Below are 25617 nucleotides of genomic sequence, written 5' to 3'. Positions count from 1 at the left end.
CGGTCAGCCTAGGCGGCGTCACCGCCGGCCAGCCGCCACACGCGGTCGCGCGAGAACGGCAGCTCGTACCCGCGTCGCCCGAGCGCGCGCGACACGGCGTTGCCGATCGCGGCTCCCACGGGGTTGTACGGCGACTCGCTCATCGACTTCGCGCCGAACGGACCCAGGGTGTCGTCGGTCTCGGCGAAGTACACCTCGGTGTCGGGCACGTCGGCGAACTGCGGCACGCGGTACGTGCGGAACACCGGGTTCTGCACGACGCCGTCCTCGAGGTGGACCTCTTCGTAGAGCGCCCCACCGAGGGCCTGGGCCACGCCGCCCTCGATCTGCCCGCGGCACTGCGCAGGGTTGATGACGACTCCGGCATCCGCCGACTGAATGGACTGCAGCACCTTCACCGTCCCCGTCTCGGGGTCGACCGCGACGCGCACGGCGTGCACGTTGAACGCGAGCGAACGGAAATCGCCGAACTCCGCGCCGTCCGCGGTGAGCTCTCCCGCGCCCCCGGCCTCGACGATCCGCGCCCACGAGACGACCTCACCTCCGGATCGGATTCCGGATGCCACGATCTCGGCCTCCGCGGCATTGCTCTGCGTGAGGTCGGCGGCGAGGGCGAGCATCCGCCGCTTCAGCGCGAGGCAGGCGCCGTAGAGCGCCTTGCCGGCGACCACCGTTCCCGCCGAGGCGAACGCTCCGGTGTCGTGGCGCACCGCGTCGGTGTCGGCGGCCCATAGCTCGAGCCGCTCCGGGGCCGCGTCGAGCACGGTCGCGGCGATCTGCCGGTGCACGGTCGAGGTGCCGTTGCCGAACTCCGCCGTACCCACGCGCAGCAGGTACGTGCCGTCGGGGCGCAGGGTCGCGCTCGTGTGGGCGATGTGCCCGCGTGGCGCCATGGTCGCGATCATCGCGGCGGCCATGCCCTCGCCGACGAGCCAGCCCGCCGGGGCCTCGGCGCCGTTGCCGCGCCGCAGCGCCTCCTGCGCGAGGTCGAGGCACTGGTCGAGACCGTAGCTGCCCCAGATGAGATCTTCCTCGTGGGGCTCCTCGCCGTCGTCGGGGTGCAGGGAGTCGCCCTCTCGGACGGCGTTGATGCGGCGCAGGTCGAAGGGGTCGATGTCGAGCGCTTCCGCGAGGGCGTCCATCGCGGACTCGACCGCGAAGACCACCTGCCCGAGCCCGTACCCGCGGAACGCTCCCGACGGCGGGTTGTTCGTGTAGACCGCCTCGGCGTCGATCCACTTCACCGGAACCCGGTACAGCGTCGTCGATTCGGCGCACGAGTGGAAGAGCACGCCGATGGCATGGTTGCCGTAGGCCCCGGTGTCGCTCAGCACGTCGATCTTCATCGCGGTGAGGGTGCCGTCGGCATCCGCTCCCAGCGTCGTCTTCACGCGCATCGGATGCCGGAGCGACGCCCGTACGAACTGATCGGTGCGCGAGAACTCGTAGGCGACGGGCCTGCCGAGCTTGAGCACGGCGAGGGCGGTGAGGTCTTCGGTGAACAGCTCCTGCTTGCCGCCGAAGCCGCCGCCGACGCGCGTCGCGTACACGCGGACGCGATCGCGCTCCAGGCCGAACACGTGCGCGAGTTCGTCGCGCGCGAGGAACGGCACCTGGGTCGACGAGCGGATCACCAGGCGCCCCTCGTCGTCGAGCCAGCCGATGGCGCCGTGCGTCTCGAGGGCCGCGTGCGTGACGCGCGACGACCTCCACTCGCCGGTCACGGTGGTGTGGCTGGCATCCAGGGCGGCCTCGATGTCGCCGCCGTGGCCCACGTGGAACCCGGCCACGACGTTGCGGCCGGCCTCCATCACGCGTTCGTCGGGTGTGCGTTCGGGATGCAGCAGGGGAGCACCGGGCTGACGCGCCTGCTCGGGGTCGAAGACCGCGGGCAGCACCTCGTACTCGACGGCGATCGCTCGGCATCCGGCATCCGCGGCTTCCGCCGTATCCGCCACGACCGCCACGACCCGCTGGCCCACGTGCCGCACGACGTCGTCGAGCATGCGCGTGTCGTCGGGGTCGTCGGTGCGGTGCTCGTGCCGGCCGGTCGAGTACCGCACGTCGGGGACGTCTTCGTGGGTGAACACGGCCACGACCCCGGGTACCGCGAGGGCATCCGCGGTGTCGATCGAGACCACGCGGGCGTGCGCGTGCGGCGAGGTCACGACGCGCAGCACGAGCGCCGGACCGCCGGGCACGGGCTCGTCGAAGGTGAACGGTTCGCGGCCCTGGACGATGCGCCGCGCGGCCTCGGGAACGGTGGAGGCGCCGACGCGTCCTGCCGGGGTCGCGGGTCCGGATGCCACCTTCTCGTCGTGACCGTCGCAGGAAGCGCCGCACGAGGAGTCGGGGGTTCGTGCGCCCGTCTCGCGCACCGGCCCGAGCACCGACGCCCGGATCGCCTCGCGGATCGGGCGGTACCCGGTGCAGCGGCAGAGGTTGCCCTTCATGCGGCGGTCGAGGTCGGGCAGGTCGTCGGCGGTGAGGGTGGATGCCGTGACGCTCATGCCCGGCGTGCAGAACCCGCACTGGAAGCCGAAGCCTGCCGCCAGGGCCTCTTGCACCGGGTGCAGCTCGTCGCCGGGGGCGAGGCCCGCGGCGGTGGTGATCGCGCGGCCCTCGAGCCGCATCGCGGGGATGATGCACGAGTGGGTGGGGGTCCCGTCGAGCAGCACCGAGCACGCGCCGCAGTCGCCGGCGTCGCAGCCCTTCTTCACCTCGACGTGGCCGGCCTCGCGCAGCAGCGTGCGGGCGCTCTGACCGGGACGGGGATCGACCTCGACCGGGGCGCCGTTGACCTCGAACCTCACGCGACGCCTTCCTGCAGCTCACGCGCGAACCGCGCGCGCAGTCGTTCGGCGAGCACGACGCTCACGCCCCGGCGCCAGTCCGCGCTCCCCAGGGGGTCGGTGTAGAAATCGCTCGCGGCGGCCACGGCATCCCGGAGCTCTCCCGCCCCGGGCACCTGCGGAAAGCGCAGCACGCGGGGCCGGCGCACCGCCGCCGTCACGACGAAGACGGCGGTGCCGTCGGGGTCGACGCGGGCCGTGACGACGGCCCCTGACCGGCCGAGCTCCGCGAGCGCGATCTTCTGCAGGCCGACTCGTGCCGTGAGCGCATGCAGCGGGATGTCGAGGGCGCGCACGACCTCGCCGGGCGCGAGGGAGGTCGCCGCGTTGTCGACGACGAGCTCCGCCACGGCCATCCGGCGCTCGCCGCCGTCGGGCGTCCAGATCAGGGCCGTGGCATCCAGGGTCGACAGGAGCGCGATCATGGCTCCGGCCGCGAACGCCTGGCAGACGTTGCCGCCGACGGTGGCGGTGTTCCAGATCTTGAACGAGGCCAGCAGGGCGTCGGCGCAGGGGCGCGCCAGGGCGAGCGAGGTCCAGGCCGGAGGGGCCTCGCGTTCGACCCACGCGAGGAGCCGTGCGATGGTGCACGTGGCGCTGATGCGCAGGCCGTCGTCGGTGACCTCGAGGTCGCGCCAGTCCAGGGTCGTGAGGTCGACGAACCCCGTGGTGCCGGGCTGGGGCTCGCTCATGATCCAGGTGCCGCCGGCGAGCACGACCTCGCCGGGCGCGAGAGCGAGATCGGCGCGCGTGCGCGCGGCGCGGTACGAGGTGACGGTCGTGATGTCCATGTCTCAGCCCGCCAGGATCCGGCCCGACCAGCGGCCGTCGGCGAGCGTGTAGTGCTGGCGCGTGCTCTGACCGATCGGGTCGCCGCGCCAGAACGTCAGCGTCACCGGGCGCAGCCGGAACCCGACCCACCGCTCGGGCGGGTCGAGCGCGGGGTGGGCGTCGGAGAACTCCGCCCACAGGTGGTGCCGCGCCTCGACCGGAAGGTGGGCGTTCTCGTGCGTGTTCAGCCATGCGAGCAGCTGCAGGTAACGGGATCGCTCCCGGTAGACGGCCGCCGCCTCGGCGGCGCTCACCTGCTCGACGATTCCGCGCACGACGAGCTGGCGGCCGACCTCGGGCCACGCCACGGCCATCGCCGCGACCGGGTTGGCGGCGATCTCGGCGACCTTCGTGCTCGCCGAGTCGGTGTGGAAGTAGACGCCCGTGGCATCCCGGTCGCTGATCAACACGTGCCGGAGCGAAGGGATGCCGTCGAGCCCGACGGTCGAGAGAGCGGCGAGGGGGCGCAGTTCCCCCTCGTGGGGCGGGAGCCACTGCTGGACGAGCTCCAGCGGATCGTCGACGAGCGCGTCGATGTCGTCGACGTCGGAACCGAACGTGGTGCCGGCCGTGATCATGGCCACCTCCGGGGGAGCTGCTGCGGGTATCGACGAGCGTAGGCAGCGCGCGTTTCGGCGATGTTGCCGCCATGAACATTCGTCGAAACACGCGCTCCCTACACTCCGGTCATGACCGTGCTGCCCCTGATCGACGCGTGCCCGAAGCGCATGGAGTACGGACCCTGCGGCGGGGTCGGCTTCGACGGATCGTGCGAGATCGACGCTGCCCATCGCTGCGCCTTCCTCGACCGGCCGACCGTCGCGTGGACGGGCGTCGATCGGTCCGAGCGTCCGGCCCCGGCGCCCCGCACGGCCGCTGCCGAGGCCACCCTCGCCGCCCTCGGCACCCGCCCCTGGGTGGTGGCCGACCTTCCTGCCCGCGCGCTCAGCGTCGCCTCGATCGACGCGTGCGCGGACGTGCTCTCGGGACCGGTGGATGCCGTTCTCGCCGGCGACGCGGGAAGCGCGCGGGTGCAGTTCCCTCCGGCGTATCGCGCGCATCTGCTGCAGCGGCGCGGCCTGCGCGTGTGGACCGGCCTGAACATGCGCGACCGCAACCGGGTGGCGATCGAGGGGGAGCTCGCCGCCCTCGCGGTCGAGGGGGTGGCGGGTGTGCACTGCGTCACCGGCGACCACACCCGCACCGGCCACCGGCCCGATGCCGCCCCCGTCTTCGACCTCGACTCCACCGAGGCCGCCGCCCTCGCCCGTGCCTCAGGTCACGTCGTCTCGGTCGCCGCCTCTCCCGCCGCGCCGCCCGTCGAGCGCCGCGCCGCTCGCCTGCGCGAGAAGCTGCGCGCCGGCGCCGACGTCTGCTTCGTGAACCACGCCGGCGGGGCGGCGCCCGTGCGCCGGTTCATCGACGAGGTGGGCGAGGGCGTCCGCTTCATCCCCTGCGTCCCCGTCGTGGTCGACCACGCGTCGGCCGACCTGCTGGAGTCGTTCACCACGCTGGTGCTGCCCGAGGGGTTCCTCGATCGCGTACGGTCCGCCCGCGACCCGCGCGCGGAGGGGATCGCCCTGGCCGTCGCGCTCGCCGAGGAGATGCTCGCGCTGCCCGGCGTCGTCGGGGTCAACCTGTCGGGCGGGCGTGACGGCGCCGAGGAATCGTTCGCCGAGGCGATGGCGGAGGTGGCGCGGCGGCTGCGATGACGGCCCGACCGTGGGTCGCGGCGGGCCATACTCCTGAGATTCCGCCGGTCGGGTGCCGCGGCGCGCCGATTCCCCGCGGCTCGAGCCGGCGCGGCTGACGTTTCTCAGGAGTTCCGCCCGGCTCGGGCGCGGCCACGCGCCCGCGTCAGTGCATGATCATGCCGCCCGTGACGTTGATCGCCTGGCCGGTGAGATAGCCGCCCGCGGGCGACGCGAGGAAGTGCGTCACCCCCGCCACGTCCTCGGGCGCGCCCAGTCGCCCGAGCGGCGACTTCGCGCTCCATGTGCGCACGTCGTCGTCGGAGCGGGTGTCGGCGCCCATGTCGGTGAGCACGTATCCGGGGCACACGGCGTTGACGCGCACACCGTGGCATCCCCACTCCTGTGCCCCCGCGCGCGTGAGCGCGACGACCGCGGCCTTCGATGCGGCGTAATGTCCCTCGCCGCCGCCGCCCTGTTTGGCGGCCATGCTCGCGATGTTGACGATCGAGCCGGCGCGCGCCTCGAGCATGACCGGCGCGACGGCCTGCATCGTCACCAGCGTCGCGCGGGCGTTGATGTCGAGCACGAGGTCCCAGTCGTCGACGGTGATGTCGAGGAGCGAGACGTGCTGGAACACCCCGGCGCAGTTGACGAGCACATCGATCCCCCCGAGCGCGGCGATCGCCTCACCCACCGCGCGGCGGGTGTCGAGGGGATCTCGCAGGTCGACGGAGAAGAAGAGGGATGCCGGCTCAGCGGCGGGAGCGCGACGATCGAGAACCGCGACCCGCGCACCGTCCGTCACGAACCTCTCCACGATCGCGGCGCCGATACCGCCGGATCCTCCCGTGACGATCACGCGCTGAGACATGAGGCTCCTTCCGGGGGGCGTCGGGTCGCCCTCGGCCGCACGGTACGCCCGTCGGTGATCGAGACGACGACGCCGCTGTTTCGGCGACGTAACGGGGCGGGCGGTGAGCGACGTCGTCGGGAGCCACCGCTCAGCGCGCGGTCGACGCCGCGAGCAGACCCCAGACGAGGGCCGCGTCGACCTCGATCCGCGCATCGGTCCCGCGCGAGCGCCACGCGTCGCGGTCGAAGACGTAGGCGCGCTCGACCTCGAGCACATAGAGCCGTTTGCGCGGGATGCCGGCGATCGCGGCGACCTCCGCCGCAAGGCCGGAGGCATCGACCGCATCGCGCGGCAGCCGTGCCGAGAGGACGTCGTGCACCGCTGCCCCGCCCACCTCGCGCGCGCGGAAGGCGAACTGCACCCCGTCGGCGTCGGAGACATCCGCCGAGGAGTCGTACACGACCCCCGACGCCACTCCCGCGGAGACGATCGCGCGCGCGTGCCGCGACTCTCGATCGGATTCGACGTAGAGGCCGCCCGGCAGCAGCCGGTACTGCGCGGCGGCGGTCCATGGCCCTTCGGCGTCGGCCGTTCCGATCACGACGAAGCGCTCCGCGGCGAGGATCCCGGCGGCGCGCTGTTCCGGCGAAGGCATGACGCCATCGTGCGGGAGCTGGACGACGCCCGTGTTTCGGCGGCGTGAAAGATGGTCGTCCGCGCCGGGTCGGCGGCATCCCTCGCTCTACGCTCGACTCACCGCCGCCCGCCGCCTTCCCGTCGAGTGTCCAGAATACGCCGCCACGGAAGAGCCCGCGCGGCGTGTTCTGGACACTTCGACAGAAGGGCACCCGTGGCCGACGCCGTGCACCCCGCGATCACCGACCTCGCCGTGCGCGCTCATCTCGAGCGCCTCGCCGCCCGGGCGGGCACGATCCCCTCCGGAGCGACGGATGCCGAGGGCGACGACGCCGCGCGCCTCTCGGAGCTGCGGGCGAACCCGTCGTGGGTCCGCGTGCCCGACGACGACAGCCTCGAATCGATCGACCTCGAGGCCGAGGGCCTGGCCCTGCGCCTGTACCGCCCGCGCGCCGAACACCGCGGAACCCTGGTGTTCGCCCACGGCGGCGGATGGGTCGCCGGAAACCTCGACAACAACGACGCCCTGTGCCGCGCGCTCGCGGTCGCCACCGGCACGCAGGTGCTCAGCGTCGACTACCGCCTCGCGCCCGAGCATCCCTTCCCGGCCGGCCTCGACGACCTCGACCGCGCGCTGCGCTTCGCCGCGACGGGGGCGGACGGACTCATCGACCCCGCGCTCCTCGGCGTCGCCGGGCACAGCGCGGGCGGCAACCTCGCGGCCGCGCTCGCATTGCGTGCGCGGGATGGCCGGGCTCCCGGCATCCGGTGTCAGGTGCTGCTGTGCCCGGTGCTCGACGCGCCCGATCCGACCCGTCCGAGCTATCGCGCCCACACCGACGACCTGCCGCTGACCGCGCGCGGCATGCAGTGGTACTGGGGGCTGTACGTCCCGGATGCCGTGGGCGCCGTGCCCGTCGGGGCGGCCCCGCTGCGTGCCCCCGACGTGGCCGGATCCGCACCCGCCGTGATCGTCGCCGCGGCGGTGGACCCGCTGTCGGACGAGGCGGAGGAGTACGCGGAACGACTCTTGGCCTCCGACGTCCCGACGACGTTCGTGCGCCGCGAGGGCGTGCCGCACCTCTTCCTGGTGTTCCCCTCGACGCCCGCGCGCGACGAGGTGCTCGCGCAGATCGGGCCGGCCGTGCGGGCGGCGTTCGTGTGACCCCCGGAGACGCCGGATGCCACGAACCCGGCGGGGTCCGTGGCATCCGGCGTCTCGAAGGGGGTCAGGCTCCGACGAGCTCGCGCTTGGCCTCCGCCTCGGCGACGTCGTCGGCCTCTCGGCGGCGGCGGCCGTTCGTCTCGGGAGTGAGGACGGCGGCGATGAGGCCGACCAGGCCGTAGAAGCTGAAGAGCACCGCCGGGCCCACCCACCCGAAGGCCTGGAAGAGGCTCACGGCCCAGAAGGCCGTGAAGCCCGACACGACCGCGGAGAGCTGATAGGCCAGCGAGGCACCCGAGGATCGCGTGCCGGTGTTGAACAGCTCGGGGAACCAGGACGCCTGCGTTCCGGCGAGGGAGTTCTGGCAGATCGCGAAGCTAAAGACGAACACCGCGACGATGAGCGGGAACACCCCGGTATTGGCGAGGAGGAACAGGGGGATGCCGGACAGCAGGATCATCGTCGTGCCGAAGACGTAGACGGGCTTGCGGCCGATGCGATCGGTGAGCCATCCCCAGAACAGTGTCGCGGGGAAGCCGACGAGTGCGGCGACGACGATCGCGAGGATGGTCTGCGACGGGTCGGCGAGCTGGTTGCTCTTGAGGTAGGACGACATGTAGGTGATGGCGATCGCGTACCCGGCGGTCTCGGCGATGCGCATGCAGAAGGCGCGCAGCAGGTTCTGCCAGTCGGAGCGCAGGACGCTGAGGAGGGGGTTCTTCTCGATCTTGCCCTCCTCCTTGATCTCCTCGAATTCGGGCGACTCCTCCACCTTCAAGCGGATGTAGAGACCGGCGAACACCAGCAGGGCGGAGAGCAGGAAGGGCGTGCGCCACTTCCAGTCGTCGGGCAGTCCCGAGCTGGCGAAGAACGCCAGGTTGGCCAGCAGTAGCCCCAGCGGGAAGCCCGCCTGCGGCAGAGCGCCGAACGCACCCTTGCGGCGCCAGGGGGCGTGCTCGTACGTCATGAGGATCGCGCCGCCCCACTCGGCGCCGAACGCGAGGCCCTGGATGATGCGGGTCACCACGAGCAGGATGGGAGCGGCGACACCGACCGTGGCGTAGGTGGGCAGGATGCCGATTGCGAACGTCGCGAGGCCCATGATGAGAAGCGAGGCGATCAGCACCGGCTTGCGGCCGATCTTGTCGCCGAGGTAGCCGCCGATGATGCCGCCGATGGGGCGGGCGGCGAAGCCGACGCCGAGCGTCGCGAACGACAGCAGGGTGCCCGTAAGGGGATCGGCGTCGGGGAAGAACGCCGTTCCGAAGTACAGGGCTGCGGCGGTGCCGTAACCGATGAAGTCGTAGTTCTCGATGGTCGTGCCGACGGTGCTGCCGGCGGCAACGCGCCAGCGGTGGGGAGTGCCGAGCACCGGGGTCGACGTCGTGGCCTGTGCCATGGGTCTTCCTATCTTCTTCGATAGCCTCCGCGTGCTCCATCGATGGAGACCGGCGGGCTGAACGCTCTGGGTTCGATTGTTAACAATGCAACAGTAGGACCCTGGGCGCAACACCTCAACGGACATTTTTTCCGGATGCCACTGTCCGCGGTCGCCGCGGGCGGGTGGCCGTGTGCCGTCGTGCGGAGTCGGGTGCCGCCGCATCCGTTCCGGGCGGCTGTGCGCGGCGTGTCGCCCGCGCGCTCCGCTGGACGGCGTGCCGCAGAGACGCCCGAGGGCCCCGCCCCGCCGGATGCCGCGCACCGCACTCCGCAGGACGGCGGGCCGACGAGGGGCAGGGGTTATCGCTTCGACGATCGGGCGGTCGTCGGGTCAGCGCGAGGGAATCAGGCCTCGACGCGGTCGAGCAGGCGCTCGACGGCGGCATCCATGTGTCCGCGCAGGAACCGACGCGCGGCGTCGGGGTCGCCCTCGACGAGGATGTCGACGAGGGGCATGTGCCGGTCGATCGACATGTTCGCCACCGCCACGTCGAGTCCGCCGCTGGTCAGCGCCGCGCGGGCGAGCCCGGCGACCCGCTGCCACGACTGCAGCAGCGTGGCATTGCCGCTCAGCTCGCACAGCGTCTCGTGGAAGGCGAGGTCGGCGCGCACGCGCGCGGCGAACTCCTCGGCGGCGTTCAGCGTGTCGAGGCGCTCACGCAGCACGGCCGCCGCGTCGGAACGGTCGTCGAAGGCGCAGATCTCCTCGCACGCGAGCGACTCGAGCGCGTAGCGCACGTCGAAGATCTCGCGGATGTCGGCGGCCGACACCACCCGCACCGACAGGCGTCCGCGCGAATCGGCGGCGAGCAGGCCCTCCTGCTGCAGGTGGCGCAGAGCCTCGCGCAGCGTGCCGCGAGACACTCCGAGCGAGTCAGCCAGCTCGATCTCGCCCAGGTGCGTGCCGGGGGCCAGCTCACCCGACGACACTGCGTCGCGCAGTCGCGTGAGGATCTGCTCGCGCAGCGTGTTGCGGCTCACACTGCCGAGACCGCGCAGCGCGCTCGAGGGGGAGGTCGGCATGGAGACCAACCTAGTCGCCGCTGCCGCGAGGGGCGTCACCAGGCGCCCGCCGCCCGCAGCCGGGACCGACGGGCGCGGCTCCTCACGCGGCTCCGGGTGCTTCGTACCCGCAGATCGCCGCGACCTTCTCGGCCGACGCCGACGACGGGTCGAAGCGGTACGTGAGCCACTCCCGCACGAGACGGCGCGCGAGCTCGAGTCCGATCACGCGCTGGCCCATGCACAGCACCTGCGCGTCGTTGGAGAGCACGGCGCGCTCGACCGAGAACGAGTCGTGCGCGGTGACGGCCCGGATGCCGGGCACCTTGTTCGCCGCGATCGCGACGCCCAGGCCCGTGCCGCAGATGAGCAGCGCGCGGTCGGCGCGGCCGTCGGCGACCATGCGGGCCGCGTCCACCGCGATGTGCGGATACGCGGTGTGGCCGTCGGCATCCACTCCCACGTCGACGACGTCGACGACGAGGTCGGATGCCGCGAGGTCGGCCTTGAGGGCCTCTTTGTAGTCGTAGCCGGCGTCGTCGCAGCCGATGATGAGGCGGAGGGGTTCGAGCGCGGTCATGAGTGTCCTTCCAGGATGAGCGGGAGCGCCGGGGTGGAGTCCCCGAGCGCGAGGTCGGTGAGGGCGGCGACGGCCAGCGCGAGCGAGACGGCGCCCGCGTCGGGGGTGCCGACGCTGCGTTCGGCGAGGGGACGGGCGCGGCCGAGGCGCGGCGTGAGGGCGGCGGTGGCGCCGGCCGCCGTGATCGCGGTGGCGCGGGCGGAGCGGAGGGTCGCGGCATCCGCGGGTCCGTCCGAGAGGGCCTCGGACCAGGGCAGCAGCACGTCGACCATGGTCTTGTCGCCGAGGGTCGCGCCGCCGGTTCCGGTGATGGCGTCGCCCCCGGCCCGCAGGGCCGTGATGAGGCGCGCGGTATCGGCGGACTCGGTGTCGCCGAGAGACGCGCCGACGGCACGCAGGGCTCCCCCCCACAGGGCTCCCGACGTGCCGCCGGCGACGTCCGACCAGGCGGTGCCGGCGCGGGCGAGCAGGGTTCCGGCCCCGGCTCCGCGCTCGGCGGCGGCTCGCGCGGCGTCGAGCGCCGCGCGAGTTCCGCGCTCCATGCCGATCCCGTGATCGCCGTCTCCGGCGACCGCGTCGATCCGCCCGAGCTCCACGGCATGGGTGGCCATCGTGGTGTGCAGCGTCTCGAGGGCGAGCAGCACCCCCGCGGCCAGGTTCTGGGCCTCGGGGGTCCCGGGCTCGATCTCCGCGCCCGAGACGACGGCGCGTCGGCGCAACTCGTCGCGGGCGTCGGCGTCCAGCTGCGCGGCGGGCCGGGCGCTGCCCTTGCGGTAGCCGGGCGTGAGGCTGGGCGAGGTCCACCGGCGCTCGAGCTCGTCGTCGAGCCAGACGAGCGTGAGCGAGATGCCCGCCATGTCGAGGCTCGTGCACAGCTCGCCGATGTCGGGGCTCACGACGGTGACGCCCGCGGCATCCAGCAGCTGCGACACGCGGCGCCACACGACGAAGAGCTCTTCGTACTTGACCGTGCCGAGACCGTTGAGCAGCGCGGTGACGCGCTGGCCGCGGGCCCGGTCGACGCCGTCGGGGAGCTCGTCGAGAAGCCGGTCGACGAGCATCGCGGCGAGGTCGTCGGCCGAGGCGATCGGCACGTCGTTCACGCCCGGTTCGCCGTGGATGCCGAGCCCCAGCGACATCATCCCCTCGGGGACGCGGAAGAGCGGCCCGTCGGCGCCGGGCAGCGTGCAGCCGTCGAAGGCGACGCCGAAGGTGCGCGTGCGGCCGTTCGCGTGGCGCCCCGCCGCGACGACCTCGTCGAGGGGGAGACCCTCGTCGGCGGCCGCGCCGAGCACCTTGAAGACGACGAGGTCGCCGGCGATGCCGCGACGCTTGTCGATCTGGTCGCGGGGGGCGCTGGCGACGTCGTCGGTGACGAGCACGATGCGCGCGTCGATCCCCTCGTCTGCGAGGCGCGTAGCCGCTTCGCCGAAGTGCAGGACGTCGCCGGCGTAGTTGCCGAAGGTGAAGATCACGCCCTGCCCGCGATCGGCGGCGCGGCCGACCGCGACCGCCTGCGAGGCCGAGGGTGAGGAGAAGATGTTGCCCACGACGGCGCCGTGCGCGAGGCCCGTGCCGACGAGGCCGCAGAACGCGGGGTAGTGGCCCGAGCCGCCGCCGGCGAGGACGGCGACGCTGTCGTAGGCGGTGCTGCGCACGACGCCGCCGGGCACGGGGGCGACCATGTCGGGGTAGGCGGCGGCGAATCCCTCGAGCATCTCGGCGGGGAAATCGGCCGGGTCATTGAACAGTCGGGTCATCGTCGACCTCCGGTGAGGAGCGGTGGAACACGTCCAGTGTTTGAATGTTAACAATAGAACAGATAGTGTCATCGTCAAGCCCGGATGGGCGTCACACTCGAGGAGGAGAACCGTGGCCGTCATCGACCCCCGCATCACGTGCTCGACCATCACGCTGCGCCACCTGCCACTCGCAGAGGCGCTCGCCGAGATCCGCGCCCGCGGCTTCGAGGGCATCGACCTCGGTGCCCTCCCCGGCGTCTGCGACCACGTGCCCTTCGAGCTGGACGAGGCGGCCGTGACCGCCGTGGCCGCCACCGTCGTGGCATCCGGTCTCCGCGTCCGGTCGGTGAACGCCGACGTGGGCGATCTCAACCACCCGGACTCCGGCGGGTCGGCCGCCCGCCGCGCCGCGCACGTCGACCGGCTGCTCGACCTGTGCGTCGCGATCGGGTCCGATGCGCTCGTGCTCCCCAACGGCGCGCAGGAGCACACCCCCGTCGTCGACCTCGACGCCGACCTCGACCTCGTCGCCGCGCGTCTCGTCGAGATCTCCGCGACCGCCCGCGCCCGCGGCGTCGAGCTGTGGGTCGAGGCACCGCACTTCTTCCGCCTCGCGTACGACCTCGACCGCGCGGGTGCCTTGCTCTCGCGTCTGCCCGCCGGGATCGGCGTCGTGCTCGACACCAGCCACATCGTCGCGGGAGGCGGCGATCCCCGCGACTTCCTCGACGCGCACGCCGCGCGCACGCGCCACGTGCACCTGCGCGACGCCGAGCCCGGGTACATCCATCACTCGATCGGCCGCGGACGGGTGGACTTCGCCGACCTCGCCGCCGCGCTCGCCGAGGTCGGCTACACCGGTGACCTCGCGCTCGAGCTCGAGACGCGCGATACCGCCGACGCCGATCGGGCGGATGCCGCCCGTGCCGCGGCCGAACACCTCAGCGCCCTGCTCGCCGCAGCGATCGTCCCCGTGTGACCAACGCCACCCGTTTCGAAGGAGAACACCCCATGTCCCAGCCCACCACCGCCGTCGTCACCGGCGCCGGCTCGCCCCGCGGTATCGGCCGCGCCACCGCTCGCGCGCTCGCCGCGACCGGCGCTCCCGTCGCCGTCATCGATCTGGATGCCGCCGCGGCCGAGGCCGTCGCTGCGGAACTCCGCGAGGAGTTCGGCGTCGAGGCGTTCGGCTACGGCGCCGACGTCACCGACGAGGCCGCGGTCGACGCTGTGGTCGCGCGCATCGAGAACGACCTCCCGCCCGTGGCATCCCTCGCCAACATCGCCGGGATCACCTCGCCCACGCGCTTCCTGCAGACGACGTTGGCCGAGTGGAACCGCGTCATGTCGATCAACGCCACGGGCACGTACGTCGTGACCAAGCGCATCGCCGCGGGCATGGCCGAACGGGGGTACGGCCGCATCGTCAACATGTCGTCGGTGTCGGCCATCCGCGGTGGCGGCGTCTTCGGCGGCGTGCCCTACTCGGCCGCGAAGGCCGCGATCCTCGGCTTCACCCGCGCCGTCGCGCGCGAGCTGGGACCGTCGGGTGTCACCGTGAACGCCGTCACCCCCGGCGTGGTGGCCACCGACATCCGCGCGGGTGCGACGAACGACGAACTCGAGGCGAAGCTCGCCGCCGACGTGCCGCTCGGACGTCAGGCGACGGCGGAAGACATCGCGAACCTCTTCGAGTTCCTGATGAGCGACCGGTCGGCCTACATCACCGGTGCGACCTACGACATCAACGGCGGCTCGCACATCTCCTGAGCCGCCCTGCCACGACGCCGCGCCCGCCCCTCGGGGCGGACGCGGCGTTCAGCGTGTGGGCGGTGCGCCGTCGCGCTCCGCCGGCACTCCGGTGCGCGCGGTCGGTCAGCCCGGGCCCACGCACTGCGCATGAGGGGGACGACGCTCTGCTCTGGCGCTGTGTTCGAGCACCCTCGTCCCACTTGTGGCGGGTTGAGGGGCGCTCCGTCGGCCATCTGTGGGACATACACCGGCGTAAAGGGGACGAGGGTCCCCGCAAACAGCCCGCCCCACGCCCGGAACACCGCAGAAACACGCCATTGTTACCGTCATCAACATGTCGCTCCTGGTCACGAACGCGCGTCTCATCACGGTCCCTGCGGGCACCGACGACCCCGGCTACATCGAGCGCGGCTACATGCTCGTCGAGTCCGGTCGCATCACCGCCATCGGCTCCGGCGACCCCGCCCCCGGGGTGACCGCCGACGAGACGCTCGACGTCGACGGCAAGTTCGTCGCCCCGGGGTTCGTGTCCTCCCACAGCCACCTCTTCACGAGCGGCTCGCGCGGACTCGGCGTCGACCAGACCCTCTACGGCTGGTGCACCTCGATGTTCAGCGTGCTCAACAACGCCTCTCCCGACCAGATCTACTGGGCGACGCTGCACGGCTCACTCGACTTCCTCGCCAACGGCGTGACCACCGCGTACAACTTCACCGACCCGCTCCTGCCGTGGGAGCCGATGGTCGACGGCAAGCGCGCCGACGGCGGCGGCATCCTGCGCGAGCATGCCTGGCACACCCGGCAGGCGGATGGATGCCTCGACGCCGGGCTCCGCTTCGTCGACTCGATCGCCCTGGATGCCACCGTCGGCACCGACGACGAGATCTTCGCCCGCTTCGAAGCCTCGCTCGACCACGTGCTGGCGATGAACCCCGATATCGCGCTCGGCGCCTCGATCATGGGCCAGGTCCAGTGGTCGACCCGGCCCGACGCCGCCGAGATCGAGGTCGCCGTCATGGACCGCTTCGGCGTGACCAACCAGGCGCACTTCCTCGAGACCTACGAGGCGATCGAGCACCAGCAGACGAAGTTCCAGCTGTACAAGAACGCCGGCGCCCTGCGCCCGGGCATGATGTTCGGCCACTTCATCCAGACGACGCCCGAGATCATCGCGGATGCCGCGGCGGGAGGCGCCAGCATGTCGTGGCAGCCCGCGTCGAACGGGCGTCTGGCCTCGGGTATCGCGCACGTACCCGAGATGCTCGAGCAGGGGATGAAGGTCGGTATGGGCCTCGACGACCAGGCCTGCACCGACGTCGCCGACCCGTGGCAGAACATGCGTATGGGCATGTTCATGCAGCGCGCCCGCACCCACGACCCGCTGTCGATGATGCCCGAGCGGGTCCTGCGTCTGCACACCCTCGGGGGCGCGGAGATCATGGGCGTCGACGACCGCGTCGGCAGCCTCGAGGTCGGCAAGTTCGCCGACTTCGTGGTCGTGGATCCGCGCAAGCCCGATGTGGGACCACTGTGGAACCCGGTCCGTAGCTACGTCCTCGCGTGCGGGCTGCGCAACCTGCAGCAGGTGTACGTCGGCGGCAAGCTCGTCAACGACCGGGGCGTCTCGACGAACCCGCTTGCCGAAGAGGCCACGCGCGTGCTGCACGAGGAGCTGCCCGCTCTGGCCGAGGAGTTCGGCGTCATCCTTTAGCCTGCGCCGACTCGCGCTGGCTCGTGCCGGTCCGCGACGGGCCGCCTCGCCGCGACGAACCATGCCGGCCGGGCCCCGACCGCGGCCGTCGGGCTCCGGCATCCGGGGTCTCTCTCGCCCACCCCGTCGAGTGTCTAGAACACGCCGCAGGGCGCGGGGCCCACCCCGCGCATCCTGGACACTCAACGCTCCGCCGCACACTGAGTGTCCGAAACACCCGGACGCGATGCCGCGGTCGTCCGGGTTTCTTGGACACTCGACGTCCCGCTCACTCGGCGTCTCGCGGGCCGCGCGCCCCTCGCGCTCGCGCGGGGGCCGTGCGAGCCTGGACGCATGCGCCGACGCATCGCGGGTCTCGACGTCCACACCTCGCTCGACGACCTCGCCGGCCGCGACGTCCTCCTCTGGCACCACGGCTCCCCGCAGACCGGTGCCATTCTCGCGCCGGTGCAGGCCGTCGCCGATGCTCACGGCCTCGCCGTCGTCTCCGTCGCGCGCCCCGCCTACGCCGGGTCGCCCCGTCACCCCGGCCGGACCGTCGCCGACGTCGCCACGGGCCTCGTTCCCGTGCTCGACGCTCTGGGGGTGGCATCCGTCGTCTCGGTGGGTGCCTCCGGCGGCGGACCGCATGCCCTCGCGTGTGCAGCGGCCATGCCCGGTCTCATCCGCGCGGTCGTCACCTTCGCGAGCCCCGCACCGTTCTCGGGCGGCGACTCCTGGTTCGAGCGCATGCGCGCCCCGGGCGGGCTGTGGGCCGCGGTCGAGGGCGAGGCGGCCCGCCGCCGGTTCGCCGAGACCGACGCGTTCGATGCGGAGCAGTTCGTGGATGTCGACTTCGCGGCGCTCGAAGGGGAGTGGGTCTCGCTCGGAGTCGATGCCGCCGCCGCGGAGGCGGAGGGCCCCGACGGGCTCATCGACGATGACCTCGCGTTCACGCGGCCGTGGGGCTTCGATCTCGCCGGGGTGTCGGCATCCGTCCTGCTGGTGCAGGGGGAGCGCGACCGCGTCATCCCTCCCGCTCACGCACGCAGGTTGAAGGCGGCCCTCCCTCACGCGACGCTCGACCTGCACCCCGCCGACGGTCACGTCTCGGTGCTGCGGCACCTGGGCGCCGCCCTCCGCCGTTGAGTGTCCAGGACACGCCGCTCCCGGGCGGACCGGAACGGCGTGTCTTGGACACTCGACAGTGTGTGCGGCGTCGTTGAGTGTCCGAAACACCCGGACGCGATGCCGCAGTCTTCCGGGTTTCTTGGACACTCAACCAACTCGACGCTCAACGTCGCGCTCGCCGAGCGTTCCGCTCACTCGGGAATCCGATCATCGGGCGGCCCGCGGGGCGGGCGCCCCACTCCCCGGGGGCGTCAGCGACGCCGCGCCACCCGCAGCAGCCCTTCGCCCGTTGCCGCGATCGCCGCGGCCATCGCCAGCGACACCGCGATGGTGACGAGGGCGGCCGCCGGGCCCGTGGCATCCAGAGCCGCCCCGGCGATCACCCCGCCGATCGGAACACCGAGCGACATCGCGGCCGTCGGGTAGGCGAGGGTCTCGGTCACACGGCCCTCGGGAGCACGGGCCGAGGCGACCAGGATGCCGCTGACCATCACCGGCGAAACCGCCAGCCCGAGGAGCAGGATGACGCCGAAGAGCACCGCCACCGACCCCTGCGCGAACGGCAGGCCGACCGCGACGACGCCGGCCAGCGTCGCGAAGACGATGAACCGTGCGGCGGCGGACAGTTTCCAGGCCCGCGCGCCGGTGATCACCGAGCCGATCGCGATCGCTACGGCCAACGCGCTGAACGCCGGGCCCGCGAGCCACGGCCGCTCACGCAGTTCGGCCCAGCCGACCAGGCTCACGTCGAACGACCCGAAGACGCCGCCGAGGGCGACGCAGGCGATCGCGATCGGGACGACCTCCGCGGGCGGGAGCACCAGCCCGCGCCGGGGGTCGCGCGGGGCGGGCGCGGGTTGCGTGCCCCGCTGTGCCGCGAGCCACACCCCGCCGATGACCCCCAGCCCGAGCGACCCGAGCATCGCCACGGCCGGATCGATCGCGGCGGCGACCGCGGTGATGGCGGGCGGTCCGGCGATGAAGACCATCTGGTCGGCGATCGTCTCGAGCGCCAGGGCGGCATTGCGCTGCGACGGAGGGGCGAGCACCGTCCACCGCGCCCGTACGGCCGAGGTGAGGTCGGGCGTCGACGCCCCCGTGATGAAGGCGGCGACGAGCCACGTCCAGAAGGGCGCCCCCGTCAGCACAAGGGCGAGGAACCCGGATGCCGCGAGCACGAGGCATCCGAGGGACGCCAGGATCACGCGCGACTGGCCGTGCCGATCCATGCGCGACGACCACAGCGGGGCCGCGATCGCCATGCCCCCGACCAGTGGTGCCACGACGAGCCCGGCCGAGGCGAAACTGCCGGTCGCGGCCGAGACGAGCAGGATGATGCCGAGCGAGAGGGTCGCTCGGGGGAAGCGCGCGAGGATTCCGGCGGCGACGAAGCTGCGCGCTCCGGGCAGACGCAGCACCTGGCCGTAGGCGCGGAGGCCCTGGCCGGTCTCCGCCGCGACGCTCACTCGCGCACCGCCGAGCCCGCGGCATCCCCTATCGCGTCCGCGTCGGCCGGTTCACCCAACCGACAGGATGGGCCAGACGCCGCAGATCCGGCGCCGAAACGCCGGATCTGCGGTACGGGGAACAGATTCACGCGGTGTAGTCGAATCGGCTGATCTCCTCGAGCGCTTCGACGACGAACGACACGCTGTCCTCGAACAGCTCCGCGCCGTGAGCGGCGTTCGCGCCGGTCGGGTCGCCGAGCACTCCCGTCGGCCCGAAGTCGTTCGAGAGCCACCCGAAGGTCACGGGCTTGCCGTTGAAGCCGATGTGACGGAAGTCGCCGATGTGCGCCGGCACGGTCGCTTCGAATTTCGACGCGTCGACGAGCTCGGGCCTCAGATGCATGATCATGCTCGTCTCGCCGTGGCCGGCGTGAATGCCCGTGCCGTGCTCGTTCGGTCCGCCGTCGGTGCCGTCGAAGGAGGGCACGCGCGCGGCCGGCATGAAGAACGTGCGCAGCCCGAATCGACGGCGCAGCTCGCGGTTGGCGACGTTGAGCAGGGCCACGTTCCCGCCGTGGCCGTTGAGGAACACGAGGGTCCGTGCACGGGTCGTGAGGATCGACCGGCCGATGTCGACGATGGTCTGCAGCATCGTCTCGGGGGTGAGCCACAGCGTGCCCGGTGCCCAGGAGTGCTCGTCGGACTTCGTGATCGACAGGGTCGGCAGCTGCCAGACGTCGAGGCCCATGGCCGCAGCCCGCGCGACGGCGGCCGTCGCGGAGGCCTCGGCGACGATGGCATCCGTCGCCAACGGCAGGTGCGGTCCGTGGTGCTCGATCGCGCCCGTCGGCAGCACGACGATGGAGTCCTCGGTCAGTGTCTCGGCGGCGGCGGGGCCGCTCAGCTCGGCCAGCAGACGGGTCATGAGATGATCGCTCCCTTGCGCGCTCCGGTGTAGTCGGGGTTGAGCTTGCCGGGGTTCAGCAAGCCGTTCGGGTCGGTGACGGCGGCGGTCTCGGCGGTCTGCTCGACATTGAAGTCGACGTTCCACTGATGCGGATTATGCACGCCGACGCCGATCGCGTTGAGCTCGGCGATGCCGCGGTAGACGTCCTCTTCACTCACGTAGGGCGCGGCGAGCATGCCGATGGGGAACGCCTTCGTCGACTCGATGTGGAGCTTGCCGCCCGCGAACACCGACTCGACGGCCTCGATGTCGTCGGCCAGGGGAGCGCCGGCGACCTCGAGGTGGAACACCTCGTGCTCCTGGCTCTTCTGGTACCACTCGATCGGGTGGTTGTAGCTGAGCATCGACAGGCGGATGCTGGCCTGCGGGCCCTCGCGGACCGCCTCGACGCGGCCGCCCGCGCCCTCGATGATCGCGGTCACGGTGTCGACCTGGGTGGCATCCAGGATCACCCGAAGACTGGAACGCCCCTCGGGAATGGCCTCGTCGGCGGGGAGGGATGCCGAGATCTCGGGCCCGTCTCCCGACACCAAACGCGGCGAGGGGTCGAGATTGCCGATGGTCTGCACGACCGAGAGCGTCCCGCCGAAATCGGGGAAGCTCGCCCACAGCCCGCGCCATTCACGGAGCGGCTCGAGGCGGACGGTCGCGCGCACGATGACGCCGGCCGTGCCGTAGTTGTGCACGTACTTCTGCGCCTCGTCGCCCTCGACGTGGTGGATCTCGGCGCTGCCGTCGGCGTGCACGACGTCGAGAGCTGCGACAAACCCGCGGTCGTTGGAGCCGTGCTCGATCGACCCGGTGCCGCCGGAGCCGCCCGAGAGGAATCCGCCGATGGTCGACTGCGCGGTCGAGGGGTACATCCACAGGGCCTGGCCGCTCGCCCACGCGGCCTGCTCGAGCATGACCATCGGGGTGCCGGCCTCGGCGGTGATGAAGCCGTCGCCGACCTCGACGATCGCCTTCGCCCGCGTGGTGTCGATGACCAGGCCGCCCTGCATCGGGATGCCCTGACCGTAGTTTCCGGTGCCCTTGCCGCGGACGGTGATCGGAACACCGTGACGGGATGCCGCGGCGACGGCCGTGGCGATCTGCTCGGCGTCGGCGGCGAACACGACGAGGTCGGCGAGACCGAGGGGAAGCTTGGCGGCGATGATCGGCGACATCGGGGAGCCGTCGATGCTGGCGCGCTCGCGGACGCGGGGTTCGGTGCTGACGGACGCGGGGCCGAGCAGCTCGAGGAGTTCGTCTTCGAGGGAGAGGACGCGGGTGGAGGTGTCGCTCATGGGGTGTCTCCGGGTAGAACGAGGTGCGGGTGTGGGGGAGTCCGGACCGACCACGGCCCGGCCCGCGCGAGGCGGACCGGGCCGGAGCGATCAGAACGAGATGCTCTTGTCGATGAACTCGTTCGTGTAGAGGTCGCCGACGGTGTAGCCGGACGCCGGCGGGGTGCCGAGGTCGGTGTAGACCTTGCTCGCCTTGGTGAAGAAGTCCTCGAAGCGGCCGTCGTCGAAGTTGCCGTAGGTGGAGTCGGTGCCGTTGCCGACCAGGCCGAGCTCCTTCTGCGTCTTCACGGAGTAGTCGGCCACGCCCTGCGTGTAGGTCCAGCCGGTGGCGTACTCGTCGACGAGCTTGAGGATGAGGTCGTTCGCCGCGGACGGGTCCTTGTAGTACGCGACGCCCGCCTTCTGCAGCACGGGGACGAGCTTCGACAGGCACGGGGCCAGTTCGTCGAACTTGTCGGCCTTGACCGACACCGACGACTGGTAGGTCTGCCATCCGGCGTCGTGGATGAGCGCGAACTTGACGGGCTTGCCCCAGGCCGAGACCTCGTTCTGGTACACGTACGGTTCGGCCGACGCGAAGCCCTGCTGCATGTCCTTACCGCCCGCGGCGACGAAGTTCGACGGCGTGCCGTCGTACGAGCCGTCGAGGATGTCGGGTGAGGCGAGTCCCGCGCTCTTGAGGTACTCGATGTACGCCGAGCCGTCGAAGTAGCGCCATACGCCCTTGTTCTTCTCGAGCGCGGGCTTGATGTCCTGGATGGTCTGGACGTCGGGGTAGGTCGCCGGGTCCCACATGACCATCGTCGGGCTGATGTCGAGCGGGGCGAAGACGGCCTTGGTCGGGGTGGTGCTCGAGAGCTGGATCGCCTCGTCGGTGCTGACGTAGCCGAGGGTGATCGAGTCGTCCTGGTACATCTGGGCCGACACGGTCTGGAAGCCGATCGCGGGGCCGCCGGCACGGATCTCGAGGTTGACGCCGGTGTACTCGCCGTCGGACATCAGCGGGCCGGTGACCGCCTTGGTGTTGGCGTCGACCGTGTAGTTGTCCTTGATCATCTCGTAGAGGTGACCGTGCTCGGCCTCGGGGTTCCAGTCCGTCTGGATGACGACGGTGGAGGGGCAGTCGGCCGAGAGATCGACCGAGCCGATCTGCATATCGGCAGACGAAGGAGCGGTTTCCGCGGCACTGCCGGCGCAGGAGCTGAGAGTGAGGGCGATCGCGACGGCGCCGGTGACGGCGGTGCCGCGGAGGAGGGTGGAGCGCTGCATGCTGGTTCGCTTTCTGTGACGGGTGGAGCTCTCGGGTGCGGGTGTTTCGGGTACGCCGGATGCCGCCCCCGTGCGTTCGCGCGGGAGGAGCCGTGGCATCCGGAGGTCGGAGAGTCGGGTCAGAGGGTGCTGTCGTACCAGCGCCCCACGGCCACCTTCGACAGCCAGCCGAAGAAGGCGAAGATCGCGACTCCCAGGAGGCAGGCCGCGAGGATCGCCGCGAACAGCTCGGCGCTCTGCAGACGCGACTGGTAGTTGGCGATCAGCGAACCGATGCCCGGCTCGCCGCGACGGAAGAAGTAGTCACCGACGATCGCGCCGATGACCGAGAGCCCGGCCGAGGTGCGCATTCCCACGAAGATCGAGGGCAGCGCGGCGGGCAGGGTGAGCTTGGTGAGGACCGTCCACTTGTCGGCCTTCTGCAGGCGGAACAGCTCGCGCTGCGACTTGTCGACCGACTGCAGGCCGAACAGCGTGTTCGACACCATCGGGAACAGCGAGATCAGCACGCAGACGATGACGCGGGCGAGGAACTCGTAGCCGAACCAGAAGCCGACCAGCGGCACGAGCGCGAGGATCGGGATGCACTGCAGCACCACCGCGTAGGCGTAGGTGGAGCGCTCGACCCAGCGGGCGAGCGACATCGCGATGGCCCAGCCGATGCCGATGATCATCGCGATCCCGAGGCCCGCGAGGGCGACGCCGGTGGTGCGGAACAGGGCGACCCAGATGTCGCTGCTCACCTGCGGGTCGAAGAAGCCCGAGGTGAACATCTCGTGCGGCATGGGCATGAGGAAGCCCTTACCCGAGGCGCTGAGCGTGATCGAGATCGCGTACCAGATGCCCAGCAGCACGACGAGGACGCCGAGCGGGGGGCCGAGCAGGGCGGCCCGCGCACCGAACCCGCGGCGGGCCTTCGCCGCGCGGGGGCGGGGCGGCTCGATGGGCGGAGTGGATGCCGCGGACTCGGCCGTGTCGGAGACGACGGGCTCTGCGGAGGTGGTGCTCATGAGTGTCCTTCCCGGAGGGCGTGGGAGACCTCGCCGACGAGCTTCGCGAATTCGCCCGTGTAGCGGATCTCGGGATCGCGGGGCATGTCGAAGGGGACCTCGAAGGTGTCGACGAGGTGGCCGGGGCGACCCGACATCACGACGACCTTGGTGGAGAGGTAGACGGCCTCGGAGACCGAGTGGGTGATGAACAGTCCGCCGAACTTCTGCGCGACGAAGATCTTCAGCAGTTCGTCGTTCAGGCGTTCCCGGGTGATCTCGTCGAGGGCGCCGAACGGCTCGTCGAACAGGAACAGCTCGGGGTCGAGGGTCAGCGACCGCGCGAGCGAGGTGCGCATCTTCATGCCGCCCGACATCTGCTTGGGCAGGTGCTTCTCGAAGCCGTTGAGGCCGACGAGGTCGATGGCCCACTGCGCCTTCGGTGCGCGTACGCGCTTGGGCTGCCAGTTGAGCTCGGCGAGCAGTTCGACGTTGGAGCGCACGTCGCGCCAGGGCAGCAGGGTCGCGTCTTGGAAGACGTAGCCGATGCGGTCGGTGGCCACGGTGGCGGTGCCTTCGCTCGCGGTCTCGAGACCCGAGGCGATGCGCAGGAGGGTCGACTTTCCGCAGCCGGAAGGGCCGACCACGCTGACGAACTCGCCGCGCTGAACGGTGAGGTCGACGCCGGAGAGGGCGGTGGTGCCGTTGGGGAACGTCATGGCGACGTTTCGGAAGTCCAGCAGCGGCGCGGTGGGATCCGCGACGGATGCCGGGGCGGGAGAGGCCAGGGTCACGGGGCGCTCACTTTCCGTTCGGGGGCGGGGAGGAGGGTGGCAAGAGCGGTCTGGGTCGAGACGGTGGTGCGGCTGACGAGCCGGCCGCGGTGCAGCACGACGCGATCGGCGCTGGCGAAGGCCACGGCGTCGCCGAGAGAGTCCGCTTTCACCGCCACGAGGTCGGCGCGGGCTCCGGCGACGGGCCCGGCGACCGGCAGTCCCATCACGTCGCGGGCGCCGACGGTGACGGCGTCCACGGCATCCGCGGGGGCGAGGTGGCCCGCGCTGACGAGCAGCGAAGCGGTCTCGAGGTGGTCGCAGCGACCCACCGGATTGAAGGGGTCGCGCACGTTGTCGGCACCCGCCGCGACGCGCACGCCGGCGTCTTTGAGCCGGCCGATCGGCGCGATCCCGCGCGGGACGGCGTGATCGGTTCCCCATCCCTGCAGGTACAGGTTGGTGATGGGGAGGGCGATGATGCCGATGTCGGCGGCGCGCACCTCGGCCGCGAGGCTCTCGAGAGCGGTCGCGGGCATCATGCTCAGGCGCACGCAGTGCCCCGCGGTGCGGGGGCGGTGCCAGCCGGTGACGGCCCGCGCGTACGCGGCGAGGGTATCCGCCCCGGCGAGGCTCTCGTCGGTGTGCAGGTCGAGTCCGACATCGCGGCGCCGAGCGAGCGCGATCAGACGCTCGAGGTCGGCGATCGGGTCGTCGGCGAGGTGCGGAGCCCCGCCCACGAGATCGATCCCGGCGTCGAGAGCGGCCTCGAACACCTCGTCGGGCACGGTGGGCCCGCCGAGGGCGACGAGCTCGAGGTCCATGATCCCCTCGAGCTCCGCGCGCAGCCGGACCAGAGCGCGCACGCCGGTCAGGGCGTCCTCGCCGCGCAGCAGATCCACGTGGGTGCGGATCGAGGTGATCCCGGATGCCAGCATCCGCAGCGCCGTGGCACGAGCGCGCTCGAGCGTGTCGTCTTCGTCGAGGGTCGCGGCGAACGCGTGCCAGCTCTCGATCGCGCTCTCGAGGTCGCCGAACGGGGGGTCGATGGCATCCCAGGACTGGGACTTGTCGAGGTGCGCGTGCGGCTCCGCGCCCGCGGCCGTGACGAGGTAACCGTCGAGGTCGAGGATCTCGCCGTCGGTCTCGGGGAGGGGACTGCCGGCCGGCACCACCGCGAGCACCTCGTCGCCATCGATCGCGATGTCGACGAGCGCGCCCGAGGCGAGGCGCACACCGCGCAGAGCGGCGATGGAGACGGGTGGAGCGGCAGACACGAGGGCCTCCGGAGGAGTCGAGAAGACAAGCGTCGGGACGGGAGCCACGGCAACGGGGCGAGCCGCTCGAGGCGGCTGCGTCAGTGTTGGTGTGACCAACATCCGGCGATGTTCCGATGCTAGGAACCACGCGTTTCCGCTGTATTTCCCCCGCGTGACCCTCTCGACAAAGTTGTCCGACAGGCGGCGGTATCCGCGCGCGTGCGTGCGACGAGAACAGGGGATGTCGCGAGGACAGGC

The 25617-nt window shown here is 71.7% G+C and carries 22 protein-coding genes; 6 read left to right on the top strand and 16 right to left on the bottom strand.

What is annotated here, in order from left to right; all coding sequences use genetic code 11:
- Window positions 1–8: 8 nt before the first annotated feature.
- The 3 genes from DEU35_RS05465 to DEU35_RS05455 are packed head-to-tail and all read right to left on the bottom strand — an operon-like array spanning window position 9 to window position 4261.
- Entirely contained in the window at window positions 9–2813 is a 2805-nt protein-coding gene (locus DEU35_RS05465; RefSeq protein ID WP_116238810.1) for a molybdopterin-dependent oxidoreductase, read from the bottom strand.
- Window positions 2810–3643 carry an FAD binding domain-containing protein gene (locus DEU35_RS05460; protein WP_116238809.1) on the bottom strand — a complete coding sequence of 278 codons (834 nt, stop codon included), beginning with the start codon at window positions 3641–3643 and terminating at the stop codon, window positions 2810–2812. Before DEU35_RS05460 ends, DEU35_RS05465 begins: the two co-directional genes overlap by 4 nt.
- Before the next feature lie 3 nt (window positions 3644–3646).
- Window positions 3647–4261, bottom strand: coding sequence for a pyridoxal 5'-phosphate synthase (locus tag DEU35_RS05455; RefSeq protein WP_116238808.1), 615 nt, complete (start codon window positions 4259–4261; stop codon window positions 3647–3649).
- Window positions 4262–4372: 111 nt separating this feature from the next.
- On the opposite strand from DEU35_RS05455, the gene DEU35_RS17515 reads away from it, so the two are divergent.
- Window positions 4373–5395, top strand: coding sequence for a methylenetetrahydrofolate reductase C-terminal domain-containing protein (locus DEU35_RS17515; protein WP_116238807.1), 1023 nt, complete (start codon window positions 4373–4375; stop codon window positions 5393–5395).
- Window positions 5396–5540: 145 nt separating this feature from the next.
- Here the strand turns inward: DEU35_RS17515 and DEU35_RS05445 are convergent, their stop codons facing one another.
- Complete coding sequence (locus DEU35_RS05445) at window positions 5541–6248, bottom strand: SDR family NAD(P)-dependent oxidoreductase (RefSeq protein ID WP_103206995.1); 708 nt, start codon at window positions 6246–6248, stop codon at window positions 5541–5543.
- Between the two features lie 130 nt (window positions 6249–6378).
- Complete coding sequence (locus tag DEU35_RS05440; protein ID WP_116238806.1) at window positions 6379–6885, bottom strand: hypothetical protein; 507 nt, start codon at window positions 6883–6885, stop codon at window positions 6379–6381.
- A 195-nt stretch (window positions 6886–7080) separates the two neighbouring features.
- On the opposite strand from DEU35_RS05440, the gene DEU35_RS05435 reads away from it, so the two are divergent.
- The gene (locus DEU35_RS05435; RefSeq protein WP_170210731.1) at window positions 7081–8031 is read left to right on the top strand and encodes an alpha/beta hydrolase; all 951 of its coding nucleotides are present in this window, start codon (window positions 7081–7083) and stop codon (window positions 8029–8031) included.
- A gap of 64 nt (window positions 8032–8095) precedes the next feature.
- On the opposite strand, the gene DEU35_RS05430 is transcribed toward DEU35_RS05435, so the two are convergent.
- The 4 genes from DEU35_RS05430 to DEU35_RS05415 all read right to left on the bottom strand — a co-directional run bounded on the left by DEU35_RS05430 (window position 8096) and on the right by DEU35_RS05415 (window position 12813).
- The gene (locus DEU35_RS05430; RefSeq protein WP_103206993.1) at window positions 8096–9430 is read right to left on the bottom strand and encodes an MFS transporter; all 1335 of its coding nucleotides are present in this window, start codon (window positions 9428–9430) and stop codon (window positions 8096–8098) included.
- 386 nt (window positions 9431–9816) lie between these two features.
- Window positions 9817–10494 (bottom strand): GntR family transcriptional regulator, encoded by a 678-nt coding sequence (locus DEU35_RS05425; RefSeq protein ID WP_103206992.1) that lies wholly within the window; start codon window positions 10492–10494, stop codon window positions 9817–9819.
- A gap of 82 nt (window positions 10495–10576) precedes the next feature.
- Window positions 10577–11053, bottom strand: coding sequence for a ribose-5-phosphate isomerase (locus tag DEU35_RS05420; protein ID WP_116238804.1), 477 nt, complete (start codon window positions 11051–11053; stop codon window positions 10577–10579).
- Window positions 11050–12813 carry a dihydroxyacetone kinase family protein gene (locus DEU35_RS05415; protein WP_116238803.1) on the bottom strand — a complete coding sequence of 588 codons (1764 nt, stop codon included), beginning with the start codon at window positions 12811–12813 and terminating at the stop codon, window positions 11050–11052. The genes DEU35_RS05420 and DEU35_RS05415 overlap by 4 nt, the downstream gene beginning before the upstream one ends.
- Window positions 12814–12925: 112 nt before the next feature.
- Here DEU35_RS05415 and DEU35_RS05410 point away from each other — a divergent pair, with 112 nt between their 5' ends.
- The 4 genes from DEU35_RS05410 (at window position 12926) to DEU35_RS05395 (ending at window position 17386) form a co-directional block, all read left to right on the top strand.
- Window positions 12926–13774: a sugar phosphate isomerase/epimerase gene (locus tag DEU35_RS05410; RefSeq protein ID WP_103206989.1), complete on the top strand. Its 849-nt coding sequence runs from the start codon at window positions 12926–12928 to the stop codon at window positions 13772–13774.
- A gap of 32 nt (window positions 13775–13806) precedes the next feature.
- Window positions 13807–14565, top strand: a complete 759-nt coding sequence (locus DEU35_RS05405; protein ID WP_103207141.1) for an SDR family NAD(P)-dependent oxidoreductase — start codon at window positions 13807–13809, stop codon at window positions 14563–14565.
- A gap of 316 nt (window positions 14566–14881) precedes the next feature.
- Window positions 14882–16258: an amidohydrolase family protein gene (locus DEU35_RS05400; RefSeq protein ID WP_116238802.1), complete on the top strand. Its 1377-nt coding sequence runs from the start codon at window positions 14882–14884 to the stop codon at window positions 16256–16258.
- Window positions 16259–16591: 333 nt separating this feature from the next.
- A complete protein-coding gene (locus tag DEU35_RS05395) occupies window positions 16592–17386 on the top strand; it encodes an alpha/beta fold hydrolase (RefSeq protein ID WP_116238801.1) in 795 nt (264 codons plus the stop codon).
- 233 nt (window positions 17387–17619) lie between these two features.
- On the opposite strand, the gene DEU35_RS05390 is transcribed toward DEU35_RS05395, so the two are convergent.
- The 7 genes from DEU35_RS05390 to DEU35_RS05360 all read right to left on the bottom strand — a co-directional run bounded on the left by DEU35_RS05390 (window position 17620) and on the right by DEU35_RS05360 (window position 25377).
- On the bottom strand, window positions 17620–18834 hold the full coding sequence (locus tag DEU35_RS05390; RefSeq protein ID WP_116238800.1) for an MFS transporter: 1215 nt from the start codon (window positions 18832–18834) through the stop codon (window positions 17620–17622).
- A 127-nt stretch (window positions 18835–18961) separates the two neighbouring features.
- Window positions 18962–19741 (bottom strand): creatininase family protein, encoded by a 780-nt coding sequence (locus DEU35_RS05385; protein WP_116238799.1) that lies wholly within the window; start codon window positions 19739–19741, stop codon window positions 18962–18964.
- Complete coding sequence (locus DEU35_RS05380) at window positions 19738–21069, bottom strand: FAD-binding oxidoreductase (RefSeq protein ID WP_116238798.1); 1332 nt, start codon at window positions 21067–21069, stop codon at window positions 19738–19740. The genes DEU35_RS05385 and DEU35_RS05380 overlap by 4 nt, the downstream gene beginning before the upstream one ends.
- Window positions 21070–21159: 90 nt before the next feature.
- On the bottom strand, window positions 21160–22338 hold the full coding sequence (locus DEU35_RS05375) for a nitrate ABC transporter substrate-binding protein (RefSeq protein WP_103206983.1): 1179 nt from the start codon (window positions 22336–22338) through the stop codon (window positions 21160–21162).
- Between the two features lie 119 nt (window positions 22339–22457).
- The gene (locus DEU35_RS05370; RefSeq protein WP_103206982.1) at window positions 22458–23348 is read right to left on the bottom strand and encodes an ABC transporter permease; all 891 of its coding nucleotides are present in this window, start codon (window positions 23346–23348) and stop codon (window positions 22458–22460) included.
- Window positions 23345–24121, bottom strand: coding sequence for an ABC transporter ATP-binding protein (locus DEU35_RS05365; protein ID WP_180993396.1), 777 nt, complete (start codon window positions 24119–24121; stop codon window positions 23345–23347). The genes DEU35_RS05370 and DEU35_RS05365 overlap by 4 nt, the downstream gene beginning before the upstream one ends.
- Window positions 24118–25377, bottom strand: coding sequence for an amidohydrolase family protein (locus DEU35_RS05360; RefSeq protein WP_116238917.1), 1260 nt, complete (start codon window positions 25375–25377; stop codon window positions 24118–24120). Before DEU35_RS05360 ends, DEU35_RS05365 begins: the two co-directional genes overlap by 4 nt.
- Window positions 25378–25617: the final 240 nt, after the last annotated feature.

The organism is Microbacterium sp. AG157, assembly GCF_003385695.1.
Classification (GTDB): Bacteria; Actinomycetota; Actinomycetes; order Actinomycetales; family Microbacteriaceae; genus Microbacterium; species Microbacterium testaceum.
Note: the sequence above shows the minus strand (reverse complement) of the source record. Positions and strands in the feature narration are given on the sequence as shown.